This is a genomic window from Enterobacter sp. CPE_E863, assembly GCF_046521465.1.
Classification (GTDB): domain Bacteria; phylum Pseudomonadota; class Gammaproteobacteria; order Enterobacterales; family Enterobacteriaceae; genus Enterobacter; species Enterobacter adelaidei.
Window position 1 is genome coordinate 2,001,122 of the sequence record NZ_JBKFZX010000001.1, and the last position, 23,697, is coordinate 2,024,818.

Sequence of the window (23,697 nt, forward strand, 5' to 3'; positions counted from 1 at the left end):
CTTTTATCTACTGATGGTAGTTTACACGTTTTCTGCGGGGTGCTGCACGCGTTGTTCCACCGGGTGGATCCTGAACCAGATCGCATACATTGCAGGCAGGAACACGAGCGTAACGATTGTTCCCCCTAACGTTCCGCCGATTAGCGTATAGGCCAGCGTTCCCCAGAAGACCGAATGCGTCAGGGGAATGAACGCCAGCACTGCAGCCATCGCGGTCAATAATACCGGTCGCGCCCGCTGGACCGTCGCCTCGACTACCGCCTGGAACGGGTCGAGACCTTCTTTCTGGTTATGGTCGATTTGCCCAATCAGAATCAACGTATTGCGCATAAGAATGCCTGAAAGAGCGATCAATCCGACCAGCGCATTGATGCCAAACGGCTGATTGAAAACCAGCAGTACAGGCACCACGCCAATCAGCCCCAGCGGAGCGGTTAAGAACACCATCACCATCGCCGAGAGTGAACGCACCTGCAGAATGATGATGAGAAGCGTCAGGGCAATCATGATCGGGAACAGCGGCAGCATGGCTTTTGTCGCCTTCCCCGATTCCTCAATAGAACCTGCCATCTCGATACTGTATCCAGGCGGTAGGGCGTCAACAATCGGCTTGAGCTGTTTCATGATGGCGACAGACACATCCGGTGGCTGAAGATTGTCGGCGATATCGCCCCGCACGGTAATCGTGGGGGTACGATCGCGACGGCGCAGTATTGGGTCTTCCATGCCGATCTCAATTTTGCCGATTTGAGACAGCGGAATACGCTGTCCCGCATTGCCGACAAGGGTGAACCCCTCGATTTTTGCCGGGTCAAGACGGATATCACCCGCGGCACGACCAATGACTTCAACCGAACGAATATCTTCCCGCACAGAAGTAATCGGCACCCCGGATAGCAGGAACTGCAGCTGCTGAGCGACGGTGCTGGAGGTTAACCCGGTGGCCTGCAGGCGGTTCTGATCCAGAGTGAAATGTAATACGGGCACGCGCGATCCCCAGTCGGTGTTGACGGTTCTCATCATCGGGCTGGCCTGGAGTACGGCTTTCACCCGATCGGCAATGTCCCGTACTTGATCAACATTCGGCCCTGAGACTCGCCAGGCAACCGGGAAGGGGGAGTACGGACCAAACACCAGCTGCGTCACCCGCACGCGCGCTTCAGGCGCAAGCCCGTTGGCGACGGCGTCTCTGAGCCGCAACTTGAGCGCCTCGCGCGACGTTTCACCGTCCGTCAGGATCACGATTTTCGCAAATGAAGGGTCGGGCAACTCGGGTGCCATCGCCAGATAAAAACGGGGCGAGCCCTGACCAATATAGGCAGTGACAATTTTGGCTTCCGGCTGCTGGCCGAGCCACGCTTCAATTTTTGCCGTTGCGGCGCTGGTTTGCGCAATTGAGGTACCGTAAGGCATCTGTACCTCAACCAGCACTTCCGGGCGATCGGAGGTCGGGAAGAACTGTTTTTTTACCAGCCCCATGCCGAGCACGGCCAGGATGAAAATGGCGACAACAGCACCTGCCACCTGCCATTTTCTGGCGATAACGCGGCCAAGCAGCTGGCGAAAACGGTTATAGCGGGGCGTGTTATAGATGGCGGCATGACCCCCTTCCACTTTGGGGATGTTGGGCAGGATCTTCACACCCAGATACGGTGTGAACACCACGGCGACAAACCACGACGCGATCAGTGCAAGGCCAACAATCCAGAACATATTGCTGGTGTATTCCCCGGCTGTCGACTGGGCAAAACCGTTCGGCATAAAGCCAATGGCCGTTACCAGGGTACCGGCCAGCATCGGCGCGGCGGTATGACTCCAGGCGTAGGCGGAAGCTTTAATTCTGTCGTAACCTTCCTCCATCTTCACCACCATCATTTCGATGGCGATAATGGCATCATCAACCAGCAGACCGAGGGCGAGGATCAGGGAGCCCAGGGTGACGCGGTCAAAGTTTATTCCCGCGGCTTCCATCACCACGAAGACGACTGCCAGCGTCAGCGGTACCGCCGCCGCAACGACCACCCCCACGCGCCAGCCCATGCTGACAAAACAGACCACCATGACCACAAGCAGGGCGACGAAGAATTTGATCATGAATTCATCGACCGACGAGCGAATATTCACGGACTGGTCGGTGACTTTGCTCAGGGACATGCCAAGCGGCAGGCTATCATTTATTTTTGCCGTTTCCGCATCCAGCGCTTTACCCAGTGCCAGACCGTTCCAGCCTTCACGCATCACAATGCCCAGCAGAAGAGCGGGTTCATGCTGATTACGAATCAGCATCGTCGGGGGGTCTTCATAGCCGCGTTCAACCGTTGCCACATCGGACAGCCTGAGCGTTTTGCCCTGAGCCACAAAAGGTGTATTGCGGATCTTCTGCAACTCATTGAATGCCCCGTCCAGGCGGATAAAAATCTGTGCACCTCGGGTCTCAATGGAACCCGCAGCGGTTAACGCGTTCTGGCTGTTGAGTGCATTGAAAATATCCTGTGGCGAGAGCCCCGTTGTCGCCAGACGGTCATGAGAGAAGGAGATATAAATCCGTTCGGCCTGTTCACCAATAATGTTCACTTTCTTCACGCCAGGTACGTGCAGAAGCTGCTGGCGCAGGCCTTCGGCATCACGTACCAGTTGCCGCTGTGGCTCGCCTTTCGCTTTCAGGGCAAAGAGGGCGAAGGTGACATCCGAGAATTCGTCATTGAACATCGGGCCAAGGACACCCGTCGGGAGATGTTGGGATTCATCCCCAAGCTTCTTACGCGCCTGATAGAACTCCTCCTGTACCTCTGTTGGCGGGGTCTTGTCCTGCAATGATAGCGTGATAAACGCCATACCAGGACGGGTATAGGTCTCCGTACGGTCATACCACTTAAGTTCCTGCAGCCGCTTTTCCAGCGGTTCGGCAACCTGATCCTGGATTTCTTGCGCGGTGGCACCCGGCCAGACGGCAATCACCGTCATTTGTTTCACCGTGAAGGGCGGATCTTCCGCGCGTCCGAGCCCAAAAAAGGCGTAAATACCGGCAATTGTCACAAGAACGATCAGGAACAGCGTGATGGATCGCTCGCGGACGGCCAGCGCTGAGAGGTTGAAGCGATTTTCGCTCATGGCGTGTTCTCCGCCAGGACGGCACTACGTTGTACGGCAAGCCTGACGATTTCACCTTCATGCAGAAGGTGGGCACCTAATGCAACAATCTTCTCGCCGGGCTTCACAGCACCTGTGACCTGCACCGCATCTTCACCCACGCTCAGTACTTTGACGGGCGTCCACGCGACCTTTTCCGGTTGGGTGGAAATGCGCCAGACGCCCGGACCTTTGCCTGCATCATAGAGCGATGCCAGTGGGACCTGCATGACCTGACCTTCCGCTTTATTGTCCTGAATGTTAAGCGTGACGGTAGCCCCTAACGGTGCATTCGCCATTGCACCTTCCAGTACGTACCGTGCTTCAAAGGTGCGGGTTGTGGCGTCGGCTGAATCTGACAGCAGGCGCAGCGTCGCGGTGACCGGGTGTTTTTCATTGCCATAAAGTGTGGCTTGCGCTGCGCTGCCGACGGCAGGGCGCAACGTTTCCGGAAGCTGCACGAGCGCTTCACGCTGTCCTGCTCTGGCGAGCCTGATTACGACCTGCCCGGCACTGACAACCTGACCCGGTTCGGCGAGCGTCTCCATTACCACGCCGTCTGAATCCGCCAGCAGAACGGCATAGCCCGTAGCATTTTGCGCTACGTTGGCTTGTGCCCGGGCGGCGCTGAGATCGGCCCTGGCCGTATCGGCCGCCGCTTTGATCTGGTCATACTCCGAGGCAGACACGGCGCCGGAGGCCACAAGGCCGCGATAACGCGCCTCATCGCTGGAAGCTTTTCTCGCACGCGCCTGGGCCGCGTCCACCGCGCGTTGCTGTGCCTGGGCCTGTAATCTCAGGTCAACCGGATCCAGGCGCAGTAAGGGTTGCCCCTGTTTGACACTCTGTCCCGTATCAACCAGGCGTTCGAGGATTTTTCCCTGAACCCTGAAACCTAAATCGCTTTGTGTTCTTGCGACCACCACACCCGTAAAAGCGTGGAGAGACTCGTTCGCAAGCTCAACGGAGGCCGATCTGACAAGCGGTGGCCTGGTGCGTGGGTCATCACTCGCGGAAATATCGCCGCACGCCACAAGGGCAAACGGCAAGAGACAAACGGCAACGCGGGCTGAAGTGAGCCTGAGCATGGGAAACCTTTTTGGAATAACAGGACGGTATCCGCATTCTCTGACTAGTGACCAATATTGTCAATGGTCACAAATCAGGGGGCCAGGCTTCTTAAAATCAGTGAGGAGAGAAGTACCGCCGCAGTGGGGGCCATTTCGAGGTTGTACTGCAACTGAATGGGGTTAATGTAAGGGCACATCACCATGTGAATGGCATGGGTGACCTCGTCCAGCGGCGTTTTTCTTTCGAACTCGCCGGCCTGCCTGCCTTCTATAATGATGCTCTCGATCAGCTTCATCAGGCTTTCCGCGTACCTTTCTGTCGAAGGCCACTGCTCGCGTGCGGCAACGGCGGCAATGTCGTAAAGCTTACGGTCGTGGAAAAACAGTTCGCTTCCTGCCTCGGTGAGCGCTTTGAAAAGACGACGTAATTTCTCGCTTGCTGACGGCGCATCATTGATGGCGGAAAGCACTGCCGCCATAATCAGCTCCAGGCGGTTAGCGCAGATCACTTCACCAATTGCTTGTTTGGAATCGAAAAACTTATAAATGTAGGACTTTGAAAAACCGATGGATTTCGCCAGTTCGGCGACGGTGGTTTTCTCATAGCCGTAGTGACCGAAGTGCTCAAAAGCCGCTTCGACGATTTGCTCTCTGACAGAGTGGTCAAGGGGACCACGTGTTGATGGGGCGTTCATATTTTTAGTCATTATTTAAGCTTAGCGTGACGGGCTTTGATTGACAACGAGTGACCATTTTATACTTTGGTTACCTTCTGTTTTGTCATAAGCCATTCAGACTGGACAATCAACCAGATGGGGTAAGTGTATCACTGTTTTTCGCGCGCGATGGCATCTATCTGTGGCGATGTGTGAGGGTTTCAGTGCAATTCCTTTGCACTGAAACGAGAGTATTTTTCTTAAGGAGAGCGTGGACGTAATATTTTTTCAACGATGTGCAACAGACGTTTGCGTGTTACGAATCGGTGTAACTGCCCCAGTAGCCAGTTGCCACACCCGGTAATCAGATAGCTGCGGTTAGCATCGACAGCCCTTAATGCCAGGGTAACGACTTTATCCACTGGCATCCTTTTACCTACCGAGGCTTCTTCGGCATTGACCACATCAAAAAAGGCCGTGTCCGTTGCACCGGGGCAAAGCGCCAAAATGCGAATACCCTGTGTGCGGTATTCTGCCCAAAGCGCACTCGAGAAGAAGAGTAAAAAAGCTTTTGTTGCGCCATAAATCGCCATGTAGGGGTCCGGTTGTAGCGCCGCGGTTGAAGCCACATTGATGATCACCCCAGACCCTTTCTTGAGCATTCCGGGTAGTATCGCGTGAGTCAGTTCCACGGGTACCAGGCAGTTCACGTTTATCTCATCACGCTGACGATCGATGGACAGTTTTCCGAAGGGACCATAGGTGGCGAACCCGGCGCAATTGATCAGAATGTCGGGGTGACGTCTTAATTTATCCAGCCGTTCCGTAATGGCAGAAATGGCATCTGGTTCCACTAAGTCCTGGACAATAATAGCGATTGATACACCATGCGTTTTGACTAGCTCTGTAGCAAGTGCCTGTAGCTTTTTCTCGGAGCGGGCGATCAGAATCAATGACACGCCGCGGTTCGCAAGTTGCCGGGCGAAATCACGACCAATTCCCGATGACGCCCCGCTAATCAACGCTGTTTTTCCTGTATAATCAAAAGAATTCATATTTTAAATCCCGTATCCCTGATAGATGCAACACAGGATAAACCGTGCACTTAGGTACACGGTCAAGCGTGATTTTTACAAGGTGAGGGTGGCGCGATGCGAATTGGCGAACTGTGTGAGAAAACGGGATTGTCAAAAGAGACGGTACGTTACTATGAAAAGCAGGGGTTGTTAGAGAATATCCCGCAACCTAATCGTAGCAACAACTACAAAGTGTATTCCTCGGTCGATTTACAGCGATTGAAAATGATCAAGCATGCCAAAATGCTGGGCTTTACCTTAGCCGAAATATCAGATGTTTTAGCTGTTTGGGTCGATGACAAATTTACTGCAGAGCAAAAAAAAGCGTCTCTGCGCCGCAAGTTGCAGCAGCTGGAAGAGAAAGAAGCGGCGTTAATTGAACTCAGAGCCAGGATAACTAACGCCATTAATAAGGTTGGCGAACCTTGCGTAGATGAATTTTGATAGACCGAGAGAGGAGGCCGCAAAAACCGATGCGGCCTTATATGTCAGGCAGCCAGTTCAGGCATCTGTTCCTTTACGAAATCCAATACCTTCCTCGCGTCCAGAGAGGCATAGGGAAGACTCTCAATAATGGCGATTGAACGGGTATTCCCCACCGTTTCTTTTATCTCATCGAGTTTGTACTGAATATGCGGCGCAATGAGGAAACCATCGAAAGCGGGAGCGACACTGGCGAAATTATCCAGCCCTACAGCGCTAATCATCAGCGGATAGCCTTCGCGTTCTGCCAGAGACTGCATCTTTTTGGCGAGCGAGTTTGCGGTATTACCAAACAAACAACATATCAGAAGCTTTTTCATGTTTTGTTCCTCCTGAAAACCGCTCTTAGGGTAGTCCTGAGGGTGTTACCGAAATGCGTGCTGTCTCTTATTTCGGCGACAAATTAATGCTCTTTTAGCCAGTCGAGAAAAAACTGACTAAATGCCGTGACCTGAAGCGGCTGTAATTTGCGTTGTGGGTAAACAAACTGCAGCCCGACATCTTTGCGGTCGTAACGGCTAAACCCGGTGAAGCTGTCGGCAAACAGCACCATGAGCTTACCGCTCTCAACATCGTCTTTGACGTCCCACCACGATTTTCCTGCAATACCCGCGCCACTGAGCGCCAACTGACGAAGCAATGCTCCGTCGTCGCACACCATGGCAGGTTCTATACGAACGATGGTTTCTTCTCCCTCACTTTCAAAACGCCATTCGTTCATCACCACGCCCTGAGACTCAAGTGCCAGGCACCGGTGCTGGGCTAAATCGGCAAAGGTGGAGGGGGTACCGCGATCGTTAAGATACGCCCCGGAGGCGACCAGCACCCGATGATTCGGACGGATATTTCTGACGACAAGGCTGCTGTCCGGCAGGTTGCCGAAGCGAATGCTCATATCCAGCCGGTTAGCGACCAGATCCTCAACATGCTCCCTTAAGTAGATGAAAAATTTCACTTCAGGATGGCATCGGGAAAATTCAAGAACGGCGGGGCTAAGATACTGTCTGCCAAAGTCAGAGGGGGCAGAAAGGCGAATGTTGCCGCTGAGTACACCTTCTTTTTGCGTCAGTAACGACTCGGCGTGATGCATCTCTTCCAGCACGCGAAGCGCGGCATGGTAAAACTCTTCGCCTGCACGGGTCAGCGTAATGGCGCGCGTAGAACGATGGAACAGGCGTGTCTGGTAACGCTCTTCAATTGCTTTTAACCTGGCCGTCATGGTGGCAGGGGAAAGCGACAGGCGTCGTCCGGCGGCGGAAAGACCACCCGCCTCGGCAACTTCAACCAGTAATGCCATGTCTTCAAGTTTGCCCATTATTCATTTTTTCCGAAAAGTGCATCTGTTTTTGCTGTAATTATCAAAAGAAGAGGTGAGCTGTAAAGTGATTTCATCCAAACCACCCGAGATGAAATCATGAACCGTACTTCACTTTTTGAACGTTACAGGTTAGGTGAGCTAAACCTCAAAAATCGTATCGTTATGGCGCCGATGACCCGTGCGCGTTCCCTTCAGCCAGGAAATATTCCGACCTCACTGATGGCTGAGTATTACCGACAGCGTACCAGCGCGGGATTAATCATTACGGAAGCCACGCAGATCTCGCCTCAGGGCCAGGGATACTCATGGACACCCGGCATCCATTCGCCGGAGCAGGTTTCAGGATGGCAACTCACGACGGGCGCTGTGCATCAGGCGGGTGGGGTGATTTTTTCTCAGCTCTGGCACGTCGGCCGAATGTCGCACGCCAGTTTTCACAAGGACGGTAAGCCCGTCGCCCCTTCAGCACTGGCGCCGGACGCCAAAGTGTGGGTGGTGAATGAACAGGGGGAAGGTCAAATGGTTGACTGCCCGCAGCCGAGAACGCTCTCGCGAAAGGACATTCACAGCATCATCGCGGATTACCGCCAGGCGGCACTGAATGCTGTTCAGGCCGGGTTTGACGGCGTAGAGGTTCACGGCGGAAACGGCTATCTGATCGACCAGTTCCTGCGCCAAACCTCCAACAAACGTACGGATGAGTATGGCGGCACGCTTGCTAACCGGATCCGCTTTGCCCAGGACGTGTTGAACGCGATTGCGGAGGCTATTGGTCCCGAGCATACGGGCATCCGACTTTCACCGTTTATTACCCAACGTGGGATGAACGATCCGCAGGTGACGGAAGCCATACTCGCTCTCGCGGCCTGGTGTGAGCAAAAAGGGATCGCGTTCATCCACCTGGCGGAAGCTGACTGGGACGATGCGCCTCAGGTGCCTGATCATTTCCGTCAATCGCTTCGCGAGACGTTTAGCGGAACCCTTATCGTCGCAGGAAACTATGACCTTGATAAAGCGGAAAAAATACTTGCTGCCGGTTATGCCGATTTGATTGCGTTCGGACGACCATTTATTGCCAACCCGGATTTACCTCACCGGCTGGCGCACCAGTTGCCTCTGGCTCAGGTGCGAGACCCCGCCACGTTGTTTGGAGGCACTGCGACGGGATATACCGATTATCCAATATACAACCTGCAAGAGAATGATCTGCAGTTATCTAAGGAAGGTGCGAATAAGCAGGTCATTTCTTCCCAAGCTGACTCGCTGATTAAAATTTCGCGGATCTGGGCCGATTTTTTTCCCGCAAACACATCGAATCAGCCTATTTAGGCTATTTTTTCCACCATTTCTGGCGTTATTTCAGGTTTTTACTGAGATCTCTCCCTCTGACGTATCATTTGGTCCACTCGAAACAGGTTGGCCAGGGTGAATAACATCGCCAGTTGGTTATCGTTTTTCAGCAGCCCCTTGTATCTGGCTTTCACGAAGCCGAACTGCCGCTTGATGATGCGAAACGGGTGCTCCACCCTGGCACGGATGCTGGCTTTCATGTATTCGATGTTGATGGCCGTTTTGTTCTTGCGCGGATGCTGCTTCAAGGTTTTTACCCTGCCGGGACGCTCGGCGATCAGCCAGTCCACATCCACCTCGGCCAGCTCCTCGCGCTGTGGCGCTCCTTGGTAGCCGGCATCGGCTGAGACAAATTGCTCCTCTCCATGAAGCAGATTACCCAGCTGATTGAGGTCATGCTCGTTGGCCGCGGTGGTGACTAGGCTGTGGGTCAGGCCACTCTTGGCATCGACACCAATGTGGGCCTTCATGCCAAAGTGCCACTGATTGCCTTTCTTGGTCTGATGCATCTCCGGATCGCGTTGCTGCTCTTTGTTCTTGGTAGAGCTGGGTGCCTCAATGATGGTGGCATCCACCAAAGTGCCTTGGGTCATCATGACGCCTGCTTCGGCCAGCCAGCGATTGATGGTCTTGAACAATTGACGGGCCAGTTGATGCTGCTCGAGCAGGTGGCGGAAATTCATGATGGTGGTGCGATCCGGCAGGGCGCTATCCAGGGATAATCGGGCAAACAGGCGCATGGAGGCGATTTCGTACAGAGCATCTTCCATCGCGCCATCGCTCAGGTTGTACCAATGCTGCATGCAGTGAATGCGTAGCATGGTTTCCAGCGGATAAGGTCGCCGGCCATTACCAGCCTTGGGGTAAAACGGCTCGATGACTTCCACCATGTTTTGCCATGGCAGAATCTGCTCCATGCGGGACAAGAAAATCTCTTTTCTGGTCTGACGGCGCTTACTGCTGAATTCACTGTCGGCGAAGGTAAGTTGATGACTCATGATGAACCCTGTTCCATGGCTCCAGATGACAAACATGATCTCATATCAGGGACTTGTTCGCACCTTCCCTAACCTTCACACCGGAAATGAGCAAATGGCCTATAACCGTACTTTCGCTCTCGATATAAGCTGGAAAACGCTGCTGAAAGACGCGGGGCTTGAGCCAGTACGCATTCTCCGCAGGGCAGGATTACCTGACGATCTCTTTTTGCAAAAAGCGCGCGGACTCGATACGCATGAATACATCCGCTTCTGGAGCGCGCTGGAGGCCGAAACGAACCATCCTGCCTTTCCCGTACCGCTCATTGAGTTGATCTCAGCGGATGTGTTTGATCCACCACTTTTTGCCGCACTGTGTAGCAGCAATATGATGCAGGCTGTCCAGCGTCTGGCCAGATATAAACAGCTTATTGCACCCATGGTTCTGGAAACAACGGTGGAACAAAACGGCATCCTTACCGTTTCACCACGCTGGCTCTATGCGATAGCTATCCCGCCGTCTCTGCAGGTGGCAGAGCTGGGCTTCCTGCTCAAGCTTCTGCGGCTGGGGACCCGCGAACCGGTTAACCCCTTACAGGTCCGTGTCTCTGCACTGCCGTCAGCGGTTCAGAGCAGCCACTTTTCCCATTTCTTTGGAACTGACGTGCAATATGGAGAACAGCCTGCCATCAGCTTTTCCTCGACTGATGCTCTTCGGCCGTTTTTAACGGCAAATGAGGGGATGTGGCAGGTATTTGAACCAGAACTTCAGCGTCGTCTCAGTCAGTTAAATGAACTGGCTTCAACCGCCGAGCGCGTTCGTGCGGTACTCCTGGAACTTATTCCCGGTAACGAAGCGACTATTGAAAAAGCGGCGGAGCGTCTGGGAATGAGCAAACGCACGCTGCAACGCAGGCTTGAGCAGGAAGGGGGCAACTTTCGCAACCTTGTTAATGCTTGTCGCGAACACCTGGCCCGTCATTATCTTCGTAATACGCGTCTTTCCGGGTATGAGATCGCATTTTTGCTTGGCTTTGAAGATCCTAACTCATTCTATCGCGCATTTATGACCTGGACGGGCCAGACCCCTGAAGCGGCCAGGACAGCCATGCGTCTTGAGTAAACAGGTGCATATTTATCGCTCGATGGCGCAGTTTGCGAGTCATATGGCGCGGTACGCTAGTTAACGTAGGGCCTAAGGAGGGCAAAATAACGACAGTCTACTCACCGAGGTATTTATGTTTACTCAGGACAAGAAAACCGCGCTGGTCACCGGTGCATCGTCAGGTATGGGCAAAGTCATCGCCCGTCGTCTTATTCAGGATGGCTATCAGGTTTACGCTGCTGCCCGTAGCGTTGAGAAAATGAACGATCTCGCCCAGCTTGGTGCGCGCGCTCTGCGGATGGATATCTCGCGTGATGAAGACATTTTGGCTGCAGTAGATACCATCGTGTCGCAGACAGGTGGGGTTGACGTACTGGTCAACAATGCGGGTTTTGGGCTCTATGGACCGGTAGAAGAGATCGGTATTGATGAAGCTCGCTATCAGTTTGAGGCGAACGTGTTTGGAGCGGCCCGCCTTACGCAACTGCTGCTCCCGGCCATGCGCGCCAGACGCCGTGGTTACATTATCAATATCACTTCAATAGGAGGGAAAATTTACACCCCCCTGGGAGCCTGGTATCACGCTACGAAACATGCACTCGAAGGATGGTCTGACTGTCTGCGTCTTGAAGTGGCTGAATATGGAATTAAGGTTGTGATTGTTGAACCGGGTTTAATCGAGACAGGCTTTGGTGAAGTGGTCAGCGGCAGTATTGTCAAACGTTCAGCTAGTGGCCCTTATGGTCATCTGGTGGGGAAGGTGGCGAACTCGGTCAAAAATGCTTACGGGAATGGCAGAGGCAGCGACCCGAAGGTGATTGCGGACGTGGTTGCCCGCGCCGTTAACAGTCCTCATCCACGTACACGTTATGCTGCCGGCAAGTATGCAAAGATGCTCATCCGCATGCGCGTCTGGTTGGGTGACCGTCTGTTCGATCGCGTTATTCTTAGCCAGACCCGATGATCCGAGCGCCGAGGATAAAAAAAACTCGGCCTCCGTATGCGCCGCTACACAATGCTGTAAACACCGGCTCCCCAGTATCCCTTACCCGGGCGAGTCTGTTCTTTCCAGCCTAATGCGATCAGTTCTTTTGCAATAAACCGGTTCATGATCCCGTGTCCCATGAGCAAGACGGGTCCGTCGGAGCCCTTAGCCGCCGTCACGAGGAGCTCTGCCGCCTTAACGGCACGACTTTTTGCCATTCTTACGCACTCTACCTCTCCAGACAGGCCGCAGAGCCAAAGCACACGAAATAACGCTGCCCAATGAAAAGGCGATAACCGCAACCCCGGGATACGGAATACCGGTAGCTCCGCCTCCCGAAACACGTCATCAATGAAGCCGGGTTCACACCCCAGTTTTTTTAGCGATGAGAGGGCTCTCGGAAGCGGACTGCTGATGAAGGTGAGTGCGCGATAAATCAGCACTTTACTGATTTCCGGCGGCATATCGCGGCCCGTAGAAGAGAGATTATAGTTGTCGATCCATTCCGGCATTTCCCTGCACGACACTTTTGGCGCGCCTGCGTATTTGGGCTTTCCATGTCGCATCAAAATAATTTCCATAAAAATCTTATCGTCTGTCATCCACTCGTCCGCAGGCAGACTAGCGCGTTCTGGCGAAAATGTTCTACCACTTGTTTTAGTGGGGAGCACGCGTTCTATATAACGAGCAGGGGGAAGGCATCTATCCGGCCTACATCATTAGTCATTCGAAGTATAGTTTTAACCAACTGAAATATAAATGATATAAAAAAAATACCCACACAAACTTGGACAAATAACTACAATTGTGTAAGTTTTAATTATGCGATTACGCCACGTTATATACAGCCGGGATGTGACCCATGAGCACGTTGCACACTGTCGTGAGTCGTTTTGTGAATTACTACACCGCACTGGATAGCCAGCCACCCTCTGCGCTGGCTGAGCTTTATCATTCAAATGCCACGCTTATCGATCCGTTCGGCGAGCATCAGGGAATTTTTGCGCTTCAGCGCTATTTCACCCATCTGCTGGCCAATGTCGAAGATTGCCGTTTCACTATCGATCCGCCGCTGTGCAGCGAAAGCTGCTTTGCGGTCACCTGGGTAATGCACTGGTCGCACCCGCGCATTGCGGGTGGAGAGCCGCTCGAACTGCCGGGGTGTTCGGTAGTGGAGACGGAAAACCATCTCATCACACGTCAACGTGATTACTACGATGCAGGAGAGATGCTCTACGAACACCTTCCTCTGCTTGGCTGGGCGGTACGCGGCGTGAAGCGGAGGGTGAAATCATGAAGACGGTGCTCATTACTGGCGCAAGCTCGGGTATTGGCGCCGGGCTGGCGAAATCATTTGCCGCTGACGGCTACCACGTGATTGCCTGCGGGCGCGACCCTGCACGTCTTGAAGCCCTGCACCAGAGTTGCCCCAATCTTACCGTTCGCCTGTTCGATATGACAGACAGGGACGCCTGTCGCCAGGCCCTGACCGGCAGCTATGCCGATTTGATCATTCTTTGCGCCGGTACCTGCGAATACCTCGATCATGGCGAGGTAGATGCGGCGCTGGTGGAACGCGTTATGGCGACAAACTTCATCGGCCCGGTGAATTGCCTTGAGGTGCTGCAGTCGCAGATGGCTGTTGGCAACCGTGTGGTGCTGGTGAGCTCGATGGCCCACTGGCTTCCATTTCCACGCGCGGAGGCCTACGGCGCGTCCAAAGCGGCGCTGAGCTGGTTTGCCGAGAGCTTGCGTCTTGACTGGGAGCCAAAAGGGATTGCTGTCACGGTTGTTTCTCCGGGTTTTGTTGACACGCCTCTGACGCGCAAAAATGATTTTGTCATGCCTGGCCGGGTGACTGTCGACGACGCGGTTAAGGCGATCCGCACCGGGCTGGCGGCAGGAAAAATGCATATCGCGTTTCCTGACGGTTTCGGCCTGATTATGCGATTACTCTCCGGACTGCCTGCGTTTCTTCAGCGTGCGCTGCTGCGCAGGATGGTGCGTTCATGAACATTGCGATTATCGGCAGCGGCATCGCCGGCCTGACCTGCGCCTGGCGCCTGGCCGGGCACCATCGGGTGACGCTGTTTGAAGCGGGAGCCACGCCCGGCGGCCATACCGCAACGGTTGACGTGACGACACCTCAGGGCACATACGCGATCGATACCGGGTTTATCGTCTACAACGACCGCACCTACCCGCGGTTTATGGGGCTACTCAGCGAGCTGGGCATCAGCGGGCAAAAAACGCAGATGAGCTTTTCGGTGCACAATCCCGCGACGGGGCTGGAGTACAACGGACACACCCTGACATCGCTGTTTGCCCAGCGTCGAAATCTGGCGAATCCGACGTTCTGGCGGCTGCTCGGGGAGATCGTCCGCTTCAATCGGCTGGCGAAAGAGACGCTGGCTGGGGAGGTGGACCCGAATGCCACGCTACAAACGTTTCTGGAGCAGCACGGCTTCACGCCGTTTTTTGCGCGCCACTACATTCTGCCGATGGGGGCCGCCATCTGGTCATCGTCGTTGCAGGAGATGAAGCGTTTCCCCTTGCCGCTCTTTTTACGCTTCTTTCACCATCATGGCCTGCTGGATATCACCCATCGCCCGCAGTGGTACGTGGTACCCGGCGGCTCGCGGGAGTATATCCGCGCCATGCTGGACAAATTGGGCAACCGCATGACGCTACACCTCAACGTGCCGGTGCAGCGGGTGAGCCGCCACGCGCACGGGGTTACGCTTCAGCTTGAAAACGCCAGCCATACCTTCGACCAGGTCATTTTTGCCTGCCACTCCGACAGTGCCCTGGCGATGCTTGATGACCCCACGCCCGCAGAGCGCGAGGTGCTGGGCGATATCGGCTGGCAGCGCAACGAGGTCGTTTTACACGGCGATCCGCGCTGGCTGCCGGTTCGGCAGCGGGCATGGGCCAGCTGGAACTACCGCCTGAGCGAACACGAGCAGGCCAGCGCCTGTGTTACCTACAACATGAATATTTTGCAGGGGTTGCCTGTGGGTAGCCCGCTGTTCTGCGTCACCCTGAACCCGGACACGCCGATGGATGAACGCTTCGTTCTGCAACGTTTTGTTTATGAACATCCGCTTTTTAACCCGAAAAGTTGGCGGGCACAGGCGCGGCGGGGCGAGATCAACGGCCACCAGAGAAGCTGGTTTTGCGGGGCCTACTGGTACAACGGTTTTCATGAAGATGGCGTGCGCAGCGCGCTGGACGTGGTCAATGCGATAGCGTCCGGAGAGGGGAACTGAGATGAACAGCTGCCTCTATCATGGCGTACTGCGCCACCGTCGCCTTCAGCCGAAAACCCATGAATTTCGCTACAGCGTCTTTATGGCCTGGCTGGAGCTGGATGAACTGCCGCTGCTGGCCTCCGTCGGCGTGCGGCGCAATCGCTTTGCCGCCGCCGCGTTTTATGACGCGGACTATCCGCTCGGCTTGCCGCTCAAAGAGAACGTGCTGAACAGGCTGGAAAGCCTGACCAGAGAACGCCCGGACGGGCGGGTGATGCTTCTGACACAGTTGCGCTATTTCGGCTTTCATTTCAATCCGGTCAACTTTTACTACTGCTACGACGGGAAGGGAATGCTGCGCTGGGTGCTGGCGGAGGTTCGCAACACGCCGTGGAATGAACGTCATTACTATGCCGTTAACGGACAAAATGCGCAGCCCACCGAAAAAGCGTTTCACGTTTCCCCCTTCAACCCGATGGACATGGTCTATCACTGGCGCTTTAACGACCCGGATAACACGCTGCATATGCACATTGAAAATCATCAGGAAGGGAAAGTTTTCGATGCCACGCTGGCGCTACGCCGGGCGCCTCTGACACGCCCGGCACTGCGCTCACTGCTATTGCGCATCCCGCTCATGACCCTGAAAACCGTTTTTGCCATTTACTGGCAGGCGCTGCGCCTGTGGCTCAAGCGTGTGCCGCTGTATAACCATCCCGTCAGCAGGAGTGAACGCTCATGACCGATCCTGTCTTTGCGCTTGAACCCGATATCCCGCGCAACGTCCGCATCGCGCGCTGGCTGCTTTTTCGTTTGCTAAGCGGTATTCGCGGCGGCTCGCTGACGCTGCGCGAAGGGGCACAAACTTTCCATTTTGGCGAGACATCCTCCGCGCTGCATGCGGATGTGCAAATCCTTTCTCCCGGCGTCTACTGGCGTGTCTTAACCGGCGGTAGCCTTGCCGCGGCAGAAGCCTGGATGGACGGCGAATGGGAAACCACGCAACTCACGCCGCTTCTGGAGCTGTTGGCGCTTAACGGCGAGGTGCTTGGCCGTCTGGAGAAAGGATTCCGTTTTCTCGGCAAGCCTCTGGAGCGCTTACGTCACTGGACTCGGCGTAACTCCCGCGCGCAGGCACGTGAAAATATTGCCGCCCATTACGATTTGGGCAACACCTTTTATGCCCATTTTCTGGATAAGGAGCTGCTCTATTCCAGCGCGCTATTTACCGCGGACGAGCAGGATCTTACGGCGGCGCAGCAGGCAAAAATGGCGCGTTTGTGCGAACAACTGGCTCTGAATGAGACCGATCACCTGCTGGAAATTGGCACGGGCTGGGGTGCGATGGCGGAATACGCCGCGCGTCACTACGGCTGTCGGGTAACCACTACCACGCTGTCGAAAGAGCAATATCTCTGGGCGACGGAGCGGATCGCCCGCGCTGGATTGCAGGATCGCGTCGAGGTACTGCTTTGCGATTACCGTGACCTTACCGGGCAGTATGACAAGCTGGTCTCAATAGAGATGATTGAAGCCGTAGGGCAGCGCTACTTGCCAGTGTTCTTCCGTACCTGCCAGGCGCGGCTGCGTCCAGGAGGTCGCATGGCAATTCAGGCCATTACCATTCAGGACCAGCGCTATCGCGACTACAGCAAAAGCGTCGATTTCATCCAGCGCTATATTTTCCCCGGCGGCTTCTTGCCGAGCATTACCGCGATGAATGAGCTGATGACACGCCACACCGATTTCGTGGTGCGTAATCTCTTCGACATGGGGCCTGACTACGCCCGCACGCTGGCCCACTGGCGGCAGCGCTTTGTCCATACCTGGCAGGAGATTGAAAAACTTGGGTTCGACGATCGTTTTCGCCGGATGTGGCTTTACTACTTTGGCTACTGCGAAGCCGGGTTTAACGCCCGCACCATTAGCGTAGTGCAGTTGACCGCTGAGCGCGTATGAAACGATACATTCAGGTCTTCCTGCTGGCCATAGCGTTCGATCTTTACTGGGCGCTGGTGGTGCTTTTTCGAGAACATGGCCTGATTATCTGGCTCGCGCTGGCGATCCTTGCCTGTCTGTTGTTGCCGTCAGCATACCGTCTGTACGCAATCGGTCTGGCCGCAGCGGGCTGCCTGCTGGATGCGCTCTGGGCATTAACGGGGCTGATTTCCTTCAGGAGCGAGTCCCTGATACCGCTATGGATAGTGGCATTGTGGCTGATGTTCGCCACCGTCTGGACACAGCTTACGCTCACTACGACCTTACCCGGCTGGCTGCTGACTCTGCTGGCAGCCACAGGAGGACCGGTGGCGTACCTGATTGGCGAGCGACTGGGGGCCATCACGTTTCTGGAGCCGACCTTTATCGTCGTCAGTTGGATGGTGCCGGGCTGGCTGGTGTTGATGCTGTTTTTCCACCTGCTATTGGGGAGACAAAAATGAGGTCTGCCGTTTTGCTTATCTGGCTGATGACCATGTCCCCTCTGGTTCAGGCGGCCGACTGGCTGGCCTGGCGTAAGGTAGGGGATGCCACGCTGACGTGGGGACCGTTCACCGTCTATACCTCCCAGCTGCGTACTCCCGATGGTCGATACAGCCGGGAAAATCAGGATCAGGCGCTAATTATTACCTATGCGCGCGATATCGATGGCGAAGAGCTGGTTGAAGCGACCCGCGACCAGTGGAAGGCTCAGGGGATCCTGGCGCAGGAACCGCAAAGCGAAGCCTGGCTGCGTATGCTTCAGTCACTGTGGCCGGATGTCAGACCGGGTTCGCAACTGGCATTTGTCCTCAATGATAAGCAGGGGCAGTTCTGGTATCGCGAGCCCACTTCCCAGAAAAGTTTTATTCCCCTGGGACCACGCCAGTCAGAAGCATTCAGTACTCGCTTTCTGGCGATCTGGCTTGGCCCACGCACGCAGTATCCAGACCTGCGTCAGCAGTTAATCGGAGGCCAAAAATGAAACGTATCCTGATGATGGCGCTGGCATTCTTGATGCTGCTGGCCGGCTGTAGCACCGACGTGACCGAGTATCGCCAGCAGCAGCCACGGCTCGATATCTTCCACTATTTCCAGGGCAAAACCGAAGCGTGGGGGATGGTGCAGGATCGCAGCGGCAAGCAGATCCGCCGTTTTCATGTGGAGATTACCGGGGACGTTATCGGCGATACGCTGACGCTCAATGAACACTTTGTTTATGACGACGGTGAAAAGCAGCAGCGGGTCTGGCAAATCCGCCGCGTGGGGAACGATCGCTACGAGGGAACGGCAGGGGACATTGAAGGGGTTGCCACCGGACAGGCAGCAGGCAACGCCTTTAACTGGCATTACAGCATGAATGTGAAGGCGAACGGCAGTACCTGGCTGCTCAAGTTTGACGACTGGATGTACCTGCAGGATGAGACACATCTGTTCAACAAAACCGAGATGAAGAAGCTAGGCGTCACCGTCGCCACGGTGACGCTGTTCTTTACCCGGAAGGGGGAGTGATTCGCCGTTATGCGAGCTCTTTGCGAATAATCTCCGCCCCGGCGCTCAGGGCCTTCAGTTTACCGTTGGCAACCTGACGGGAAAGAGGAGCCATACCGCAGTTGGTTGACGGGTAAAGCTTATCGGCATCAACAAACTGCAGGGCTTTACGCAGCGTATCGGCCACTTCTTCTGGCGTTTCGACGCTGTTAGTGGCGACATCAATCGCGCCAACCATCACTTTTTTACCGCGGATTAGCTCCAGCAGATCCATCGGTACGCGGGAGTTGTGGCACTCCAGGGAGATAATGTCGATGGTAGAGGTCTGCAGTTTAGGGAAGGCCTCTTCGTACTGGCGCCACTCCGAGCCGAGCGTCTTTTTCCAGTCAGTGTTGGCTTTAATACCGTACCCGTAGCAGATATGTACCGCCGTTTCACATTTCAGGCCTTCAACGGCGCGTTCCAGCGCGGCGATGCCCCAGTCGTTGACCTCATCAAAGAAGACGTTAAACGCTGGCTCATCAAACTGAATAATATCGACGCCAGCTGCTTCTAATTCTCTTGCTTCCTGATTCAGGATTTTGGCGAACTCCCAGGCCAGCTTTTCACGGCTTTTATAGTGCGCGTCGTAAAGGGTGTCGATCATGGTCATCGGCCCAGGCAGGGCCCATTTGATTGGCTTGTCCGTGAGCTGGCGTAGGTACTTCGCGTCATCCACGAATACCGGTTTCTGGCGCGCAACGGCAGAGACCACGGTCGGCACGCTGGCGTCATAGCGGTTACGAATGCGTACGGTCTGGCGGTTTTCAAAATCAACGCCGCTCAGGTGTTCAATAAAGGTGGTGACAAAGTGCTGGCGGGTTTGTTCACCGTCGCTGACGATATCAATACCCGCACGGATCTGCTCATCCAGAGATAAACGAAGTGCGTCCTGTTTCCCCGTGAGTAATTCCAGATCCTGTAATTTCCAGGGTGACCACAGCGTTTCAGGTTGAGCAAGCCAGGTCGGCTTAGGCAGGCTGCCAGCCGTAGAAGTCGGGAGCAATGTTTTCATAGTAAAAGACCTTTTTTAATGTATTAAAGCGTGTAGTTATCAGACCACTGCTCAAGAATGTGTTGGTAAGGCTTAATGAAGTATTCTTCGGTAAATCGACCCTGTTCAATCGCCAGACGGCTTCGCTCTTCGCGGTCATAAACAATTTTTGTTAATGAGTGATCCTGCTGGTTCAGATCCGGTCGATAGAAAAGTCCCGCCGCCGAGTTAGCGTTATAAATTTCCGGGCGATAGATTTTCTGGAACGTTTCCATCGTGCTGATGGTGCCGATCAGTTCCAGATCGGTGTAATCACTCAGCAAATCGCCGGTAAAAAAGAACGCAAAAGGTGCGACGCTGTTTTCAGGCATGAAATAGCGTACGTTAAGGCCCATCTTCGCGAAGTACTGTTCTGTTAAAGACTCTCCATCTGGCTGATACTCGATGCCGAGCACAGGGTGCTCGTTCCCCGTACGACGGTAGGTGTCTTTGCTGGAGACGCTCAGGCAAATTACAGGTGCCTTTTTGAAATTATCTCTGTACTCAGATGAGCTCATAAAATGGCGGAAGATATTGCCATGCAGCTCGCCAAATTTTTCCGGAATGCTGAAGTGTTGCTGGTTCTTGTTGTGCTCGAGCAGCAGCACGCTGAAATCATAATCCCGCACATACGACGAGAAGTTATTCCCGACAATGCCAGGGATACGCTGGTTGTTTTTCTTGTCGACAATGGTGGTCTGCAGTATCTCAATGGCCGGGAATGCTTTCTCAGCACCGATGTTCATCTCAACTGAAATGATTTCAAGTTCGACCGCATAGCGATCGGCATTTGGGTTATCCCAGCGCGCCAGGGCGTTAAAACGGTTGTTGATCATCACCAGCGTATTGCGCAGGTTTTCCTGACGCTTTTCCCCGCGCGCCAGGTTGGCAAAGTTGGTGGTCGTACGCGTATTTTCAGACGGGTTGTAATTCTCATCGAAGCAACTGCGCTTAAGGGTATATGTGAAAGCTTTGCTCATTGTGGTTATGCATCCTAAGTTCATGTTGCTAAGAAGTTACCGATGCATAATTTATGCCTGAGCCCGCGGCGCAGGGGAAGTGACTTAATTTCAATGCAACATGAGGGAAGTTCATGATGTTGATCACATTTTCTGACCGCGCTAGATCATCATGAATTTTTTAGCGAAACAGACTGCTTCTTGCTTGCCGATGTAGGGTCCGTAGTTGTCGATTACGCTGTAGCCATTCCGCACATAGAAATTCACAGCGCGCCTGTTCACTTTTCGTGTTTCAAGCAAGATTTCACCGTAGCCTAAATTTTGCGCAGAGGCTTCAAGAAAAGCCAGTAAAGCCTGCCCAATACCGGGTTCGCTTCTGTCGGAGTACATTCGCTTAAGTTCGGCAACCTGCCCGGAGAGCGGGCGCAATGCCGCACATCCCACGGCGTCACCCTTGTCATTTTTAGCGACAACCCACAGCGTGCGTTCGGCCATCATGGCGTCGACGTTAAAATGTTGTGTACCGCCATCCCCGGTAATCGCTGCCAGTTCTGATGACAGATTTTCAATGAGGCGTTGGGATTCGGACGCGTGCAGGTCTGCGACTTTAATCTATATCATGGGTGTATCCCGTGTGCTTTATTGGCAGCCGCAAAATTATCAGACAGTTAAGGCGAGCTGTCCTATGTTTTACTTATGTTTCGGCACGGGCTTAATGACGGTATAATCCCCAAAATTTCCAATCGGTTTAGAAACGATCATGACAAAACTCACCTTACAAGAGCAGATGCTGAAAGCAGGCCTGGTCAGCAGCAAGAAAGCGGCGAAAGTGCAGCGCACGGCAAAGAAATCACGCGTTCAGGCGCGTGAAGCTCGGGAAGCGGTTGAAGAGAACAAGAAAGCGCAGATCGAGCGCGATAAACTGCTGAGCGAGCAGCAAAAACAGGCAGTACTGGCGAAAGAGTTTAAAGCCCAGGTGAAACAGTTGATTGAGATGAACCGCATCACCGTTTCAAGGGGCAACATCACCTTTAACTTCACCGACGGTAATCTGATCAAGAGAATCGAGGTTGATAAGCAGACTCAAACTCAGTTGATTAACGGTCGTCTGGCGATTGCCCGCCTGGTCATCAACGCCAGCGGTGACTGCGAATACGCAATTATCCCGGCTGTGGTGGCAGACAAAATTGCCCAGCGCGATGCCGACAGTATCGTATTAAACAGCGCGCTCAGCCAGGAAGAGCAGGACGAAGACGATCCGTACGCGGACTTCAAAATCCCGGACGATTTGATGTGGTAAATCCCCTTCAGAACGGGGCGGCGTGACGGGCGTTAACCGGCTCTCCGCTCACGGGATGAATAAAATTCAATTCGCAGGCATGCAGCATCAGCCGGGGCGCGTCTTCCGCTCCCGGCGCTTCGAGACCACCATACAGATCGCAGCCCAGAATCGGGTGCCCCAGCTGCTGGCAGTGAATGCGCAACTGGTGGGTTCGCCCGGTCTCCGGGGTGAGTTTCACCCGTGTTAACGGCAGTCCCGTCTCCTGATAAAACCTTTCCACCACCCGATAGTGGGAGCGGGCGGGTTTACCATTTTTCGCGCAGATCGACATCAATGGGAATAGCGCCGGATCTTTGGCAATCGGCGCATCAATTACACCTTCGTCATTTTCAACATGTCCGCAAAGCAGGGCGCTGTAGACTTTCTCCACGCTGCGCTGGCTGAACTGTTCGCACAGTGCGGCATTGATGGCTTTATTGCGCGCAACCACCATCAACCCTGAGGTACCAAAATCCAGGCGGTGTACCAGCGTGCAGCCAGGGAACGTCTGGACCAGACGATAATGGACAGAATCGAGGTTTTGCGGATTTTTGCCCGAGAGGCTGAGCAGACCGGAAGGCTTATTGATCAGCAGCAGATGTTCATCCTGCCAGAGGATCTCGATGTTGTCGTGACACGGTGGGGCAATAAAAGAATCAATAATCGCAGACATCAGGCCGCCCGGCTGGAGAGTGGGAGCGGATGATAACTAAATGCGGAGAAAAGAAAAACCCTCCCACCGGGCGGTGAGAGGGGAATATCTTAAGCAGCTACGAAACTGTCGATAGCAGATTTCGCATCGGTCTGCGCTTTGGTCGCCATTTCAGGACCGTAGGCAATACCTTCAGCGAACACGAAGTTCACATCAGTGATACCGATGAAGCCCAGGAAAACGGTCAGATATGGTGCAACCAGGTCGGTTGGGGTGTCTTTGTGGATACCGCCACGGCTGGTCAGTACGATCGCACGTTTACCTTTTACCAGGCCTTCAGGACCGTTCTCGGTGTAACGGAAGGTTACGCCAGCACGCGCCACCAGGTCGAAATAGTTCTTCAACTGAGTTGGGATGTTGAAGTTGTACATTGGGGCGTTAATGACGATAACGTCGTGCGCCTGCAGCTCAGCAATCAGTTCGTCGGACAGGGCCAGAGCTTCCTGCTGACGTGGGCTCAGTGGTGCATCGCTTGGACGCAGCGCGCCAACCAGCTCGCCGTCCAGCACAGGAATTGGGTTTGCAGCCAGGTCACGCACGGTGATTTCGTCAGCAGAATGCTGTTCACGCCACTGTTCAACGAAGTAATCAGACAGCTGACCAGACTGAGAGTACCCTGCCAGAATACTGGATTTCAAAACTAATACTTTGCTCATGGGTGATTCCTGTTATTGCATTTGATTGAAGGGGGTTGCCCCGTTGCTTGTTGACACTCTATTCACAATCCTGCCATAGAGATAGCGCAATATATCGAAGCCTATGTTC

The 23,697-nt window shown here is 54.2% G+C and carries 26 protein-coding genes; 13 read left to right on the plus strand and 13 right to left on the minus strand.

Features of this window, described 5'->3' with window-relative positions:
- Nucleotides 1–21 precede the first annotated feature (21 nt).
- From ACLHV8_RS09890 to ACLHV8_RS09905, 4 genes are all read right to left on the minus strand, one after another.
- Nucleotides 22–3,111, minus strand: a complete 3,090-nt coding sequence (locus tag ACLHV8_RS09890; RefSeq protein WP_410376868.1) for an efflux RND transporter permease subunit — start codon at nt 3,109–3,111, stop codon at nt 22–24.
- Entirely contained in the window at nt 3,108–4,217 is a 1,110-nt protein-coding gene (locus ACLHV8_RS09895; RefSeq protein ID WP_410376869.1) for an efflux RND transporter periplasmic adaptor subunit, read from the minus strand. Before ACLHV8_RS09895 ends, ACLHV8_RS09890 begins: the two co-directional genes overlap by 4 nt.
- A 74-nt stretch (nt 4,218–4,291) precedes the next feature.
- Nucleotides 4,292–4,906: a TetR/AcrR family transcriptional regulator gene (locus ACLHV8_RS09900; RefSeq protein WP_049006838.1), complete on the minus strand. Its 615-nt coding sequence runs from the start codon at nt 4,904–4,906 to the stop codon at nt 4,292–4,294.
- A gap of 209 nt (nt 4,907–5,115) precedes the next feature.
- Nucleotides 5,116–5,910: an SDR family NAD(P)-dependent oxidoreductase gene (locus ACLHV8_RS09905; protein ID WP_410376870.1), complete on the minus strand. Its 795-nt coding sequence runs from the start codon at nt 5,908–5,910 to the stop codon at nt 5,116–5,118.
- A 96-nt stretch (nt 5,911–6,006) separates the two neighbouring features.
- Between ACLHV8_RS09905 and ACLHV8_RS09910 the strand changes: the two genes are divergently transcribed.
- Nucleotides 6,007–6,375 carry a MerR family transcriptional regulator gene (locus ACLHV8_RS09910; RefSeq protein WP_410376871.1) on the plus strand — a complete coding sequence of 123 codons (369 nt, stop codon included), beginning with the start codon at nt 6,007–6,009 and terminating at the stop codon, nt 6,373–6,375.
- 44 nt (nt 6,376–6,419) lie between these two features.
- On the opposite strand, the gene ACLHV8_RS09915 is transcribed toward ACLHV8_RS09910, so the two are convergent.
- Both ACLHV8_RS09915 and ACLHV8_RS09920 read right to left on the minus strand, forming a co-directional pair.
- Nucleotides 6,420–6,734 carry a PTS cellobiose transporter subunit IIB gene (locus tag ACLHV8_RS09915; RefSeq protein ID WP_337281695.1) on the minus strand — a complete coding sequence of 105 codons (315 nt, stop codon included), beginning with the start codon at nt 6,732–6,734 and terminating at the stop codon, nt 6,420–6,422.
- An 83-nt stretch (nt 6,735–6,817) separates the two neighbouring features.
- Nucleotides 6,818–7,729, minus strand: coding sequence for a LysR family transcriptional regulator (locus tag ACLHV8_RS09920; RefSeq protein ID WP_410376872.1), 912 nt, complete (start codon nt 7,727–7,729; stop codon nt 6,818–6,820).
- A gap of 99 nt (nt 7,730–7,828) precedes the next feature.
- Between ACLHV8_RS09920 and ACLHV8_RS09925 the strand changes: the two genes are divergently transcribed.
- A complete protein-coding gene (locus ACLHV8_RS09925; protein ID WP_410376873.1) occupies nt 7,829–9,061 on the plus strand; it encodes an alkene reductase in 1,233 nt (410 codons plus the stop codon).
- A gap of 38 nt (nt 9,062–9,099) precedes the next feature.
- Here ACLHV8_RS09925 and ACLHV8_RS09930 read toward each other — a convergent pair whose 3' ends face one another.
- Complete coding sequence (locus tag ACLHV8_RS09930) at nt 9,100–10,080, minus strand: IS5-like element IS5 family transposase (RefSeq protein WP_032636617.1); 981 nt, start codon at nt 10,078–10,080, stop codon at nt 9,100–9,102.
- On the opposite strand from ACLHV8_RS09930, the gene ACLHV8_RS09935 reads away from it, so the two are divergent.
- Together ACLHV8_RS09935 and ACLHV8_RS09940 are read left to right on the plus strand one after the other, a co-directional pair.
- Nucleotides 10,079–11,182, plus strand: a complete 1,104-nt coding sequence (locus ACLHV8_RS09935) for an AraC family transcriptional regulator ligand-binding domain-containing protein (protein WP_410376874.1) — start codon at nt 10,079–10,081, stop codon at nt 11,180–11,182. The genes ACLHV8_RS09930 and ACLHV8_RS09935 overlap by 2 nt on opposite strands.
- A 115-nt stretch (nt 11,183–11,297) precedes the next feature.
- Nucleotides 11,298–12,128 (plus strand): oxidoreductase, encoded by an 831-nt coding sequence (locus ACLHV8_RS09940; RefSeq protein WP_208595258.1) that lies wholly within the window; start codon nt 11,298–11,300, stop codon nt 12,126–12,128.
- Nucleotides 12,129–12,172: 44 nt separating this feature from the next.
- On the opposite strand, the gene ACLHV8_RS09945 is transcribed toward ACLHV8_RS09940, so the two are convergent.
- The gene (locus ACLHV8_RS09945) at nt 12,173–12,715 is read right to left on the minus strand and encodes a phosphoglycerate mutase family protein (RefSeq protein WP_080351356.1); all 543 of its coding nucleotides are present in this window, start codon (nt 12,713–12,715) and stop codon (nt 12,173–12,175) included.
- A gap of 296 nt (nt 12,716–13,011) precedes the next feature.
- Between ACLHV8_RS09945 and ACLHV8_RS09950 the strand changes: the two genes are divergently transcribed.
- Genes ACLHV8_RS09950 through ACLHV8_RS09985 form a run of 8 tightly spaced genes read left to right on the plus strand, consistent with a single transcriptional unit; the run spans nt 13,012 to nt 18,889 of the window.
- On the plus strand, nt 13,012–13,446 hold the full coding sequence (locus ACLHV8_RS09950; RefSeq protein WP_028017499.1) for a nuclear transport factor 2 family protein: 435 nt from the start codon (nt 13,012–13,014) through the stop codon (nt 13,444–13,446).
- Nucleotides 13,443–14,162, plus strand: a complete 720-nt coding sequence (locus tag ACLHV8_RS09955; protein ID WP_049005996.1) for an SDR family NAD(P)-dependent oxidoreductase — start codon at nt 13,443–13,445, stop codon at nt 14,160–14,162. Before ACLHV8_RS09950 ends, ACLHV8_RS09955 begins: the two co-directional genes overlap by 4 nt.
- A complete protein-coding gene (locus ACLHV8_RS09960) occupies nt 14,159–15,418 on the plus strand; it encodes an NAD(P)/FAD-dependent oxidoreductase (RefSeq protein WP_049005997.1) in 1,260 nt (419 codons plus the stop codon). Before ACLHV8_RS09955 ends, ACLHV8_RS09960 begins: the two co-directional genes overlap by 4 nt.
- 1 nt (nt 15,419) lies before the next feature.
- The gene (locus ACLHV8_RS09965; protein ID WP_049005998.1) at nt 15,420–16,142 is read left to right on the plus strand and encodes a DUF1365 domain-containing protein; all 723 of its coding nucleotides are present in this window, start codon (nt 15,420–15,422) and stop codon (nt 16,140–16,142) included.
- The gene (locus ACLHV8_RS09970) at nt 16,139–17,359 is read left to right on the plus strand and encodes an SAM-dependent methyltransferase (protein ID WP_208595257.1); all 1,221 of its coding nucleotides are present in this window, start codon (nt 16,139–16,141) and stop codon (nt 17,357–17,359) included. Before ACLHV8_RS09965 ends, ACLHV8_RS09970 begins: the two co-directional genes overlap by 4 nt.
- Nucleotides 17,356–17,841, plus strand: a complete 486-nt coding sequence (locus ACLHV8_RS09975) for a DUF2878 domain-containing protein (protein ID WP_208595256.1) — start codon at nt 17,356–17,358, stop codon at nt 17,839–17,841. Before ACLHV8_RS09970 ends, ACLHV8_RS09975 begins: the two co-directional genes overlap by 4 nt.
- Nucleotides 17,838–18,362: a hypothetical protein gene (locus tag ACLHV8_RS09980; protein ID WP_208595255.1), complete on the plus strand. Its 525-nt coding sequence runs from the start codon at nt 17,838–17,840 to the stop codon at nt 18,360–18,362. The genes ACLHV8_RS09975 and ACLHV8_RS09980 overlap by 4 nt, the downstream gene beginning before the upstream one ends.
- The gene (locus ACLHV8_RS09985) at nt 18,359–18,889 is read left to right on the plus strand and encodes a DUF3833 domain-containing protein (protein ID WP_134708383.1); all 531 of its coding nucleotides are present in this window, start codon (nt 18,359–18,361) and stop codon (nt 18,887–18,889) included. The genes ACLHV8_RS09980 and ACLHV8_RS09985 overlap by 4 nt, the downstream gene beginning before the upstream one ends.
- Before the next feature lie 7 nt (nt 18,890–18,896).
- Here ACLHV8_RS09985 and ACLHV8_RS09990 read toward each other — a convergent pair whose 3' ends face one another.
- The 3 genes from ACLHV8_RS09990 to ACLHV8_RS10000 form a co-directional block, all read right to left on the minus strand.
- A complete protein-coding gene (locus tag ACLHV8_RS09990) occupies nt 18,897–19,922 on the minus strand; it encodes a methionine synthase (RefSeq protein WP_208595254.1) in 1,026 nt (341 codons plus the stop codon).
- 23 nt (nt 19,923–19,945) lie between these two features.
- Nucleotides 19,946–20,920, minus strand: coding sequence for a DUF1852 domain-containing protein (locus ACLHV8_RS09995; protein ID WP_049006007.1), 975 nt, complete (start codon nt 20,918–20,920; stop codon nt 19,946–19,948).
- A gap of 141 nt (nt 20,921–21,061) precedes the next feature.
- The gene (locus tag ACLHV8_RS10000; protein WP_410376875.1) at nt 21,062–21,397 is read right to left on the minus strand and encodes a GNAT family N-acetyltransferase; all 336 of its coding nucleotides are present in this window, start codon (nt 21,395–21,397) and stop codon (nt 21,062–21,064) included.
- A gap of 262 nt (nt 21,398–21,659) precedes the next feature.
- Here ACLHV8_RS10000 and ACLHV8_RS10005 point away from each other — a divergent pair, with 262 nt between their 5' ends.
- On the plus strand, nt 21,660–22,199 hold the full coding sequence (locus tag ACLHV8_RS10005; protein ID WP_049006011.1) for a DUF2058 domain-containing protein: 540 nt from the start codon (nt 21,660–21,662) through the stop codon (nt 22,197–22,199).
- 7 nt (nt 22,200–22,206) lie between these two features.
- On the opposite strand, the gene ACLHV8_RS10010 is transcribed toward ACLHV8_RS10005, so the two are convergent.
- Both ACLHV8_RS10010 and azoR read right to left on the minus strand, forming a co-directional pair.
- Nucleotides 22,207–22,893, minus strand: a complete 687-nt coding sequence (locus tag ACLHV8_RS10010) for an RluA family pseudouridine synthase (RefSeq protein WP_208595253.1) — start codon at nt 22,891–22,893, stop codon at nt 22,207–22,209.
- An 89-nt stretch (nt 22,894–22,982) separates the two neighbouring features.
- On the minus strand, nt 22,983–23,588 hold the full coding sequence (gene azoR, locus ACLHV8_RS10015; protein WP_028017486.1) for an FMN-dependent NADH-azoreductase: 606 nt from the start codon (nt 23,586–23,588) through the stop codon (nt 22,983–22,985).
- Nucleotides 23,589–23,697 lie beyond the last annotated feature (109 nt).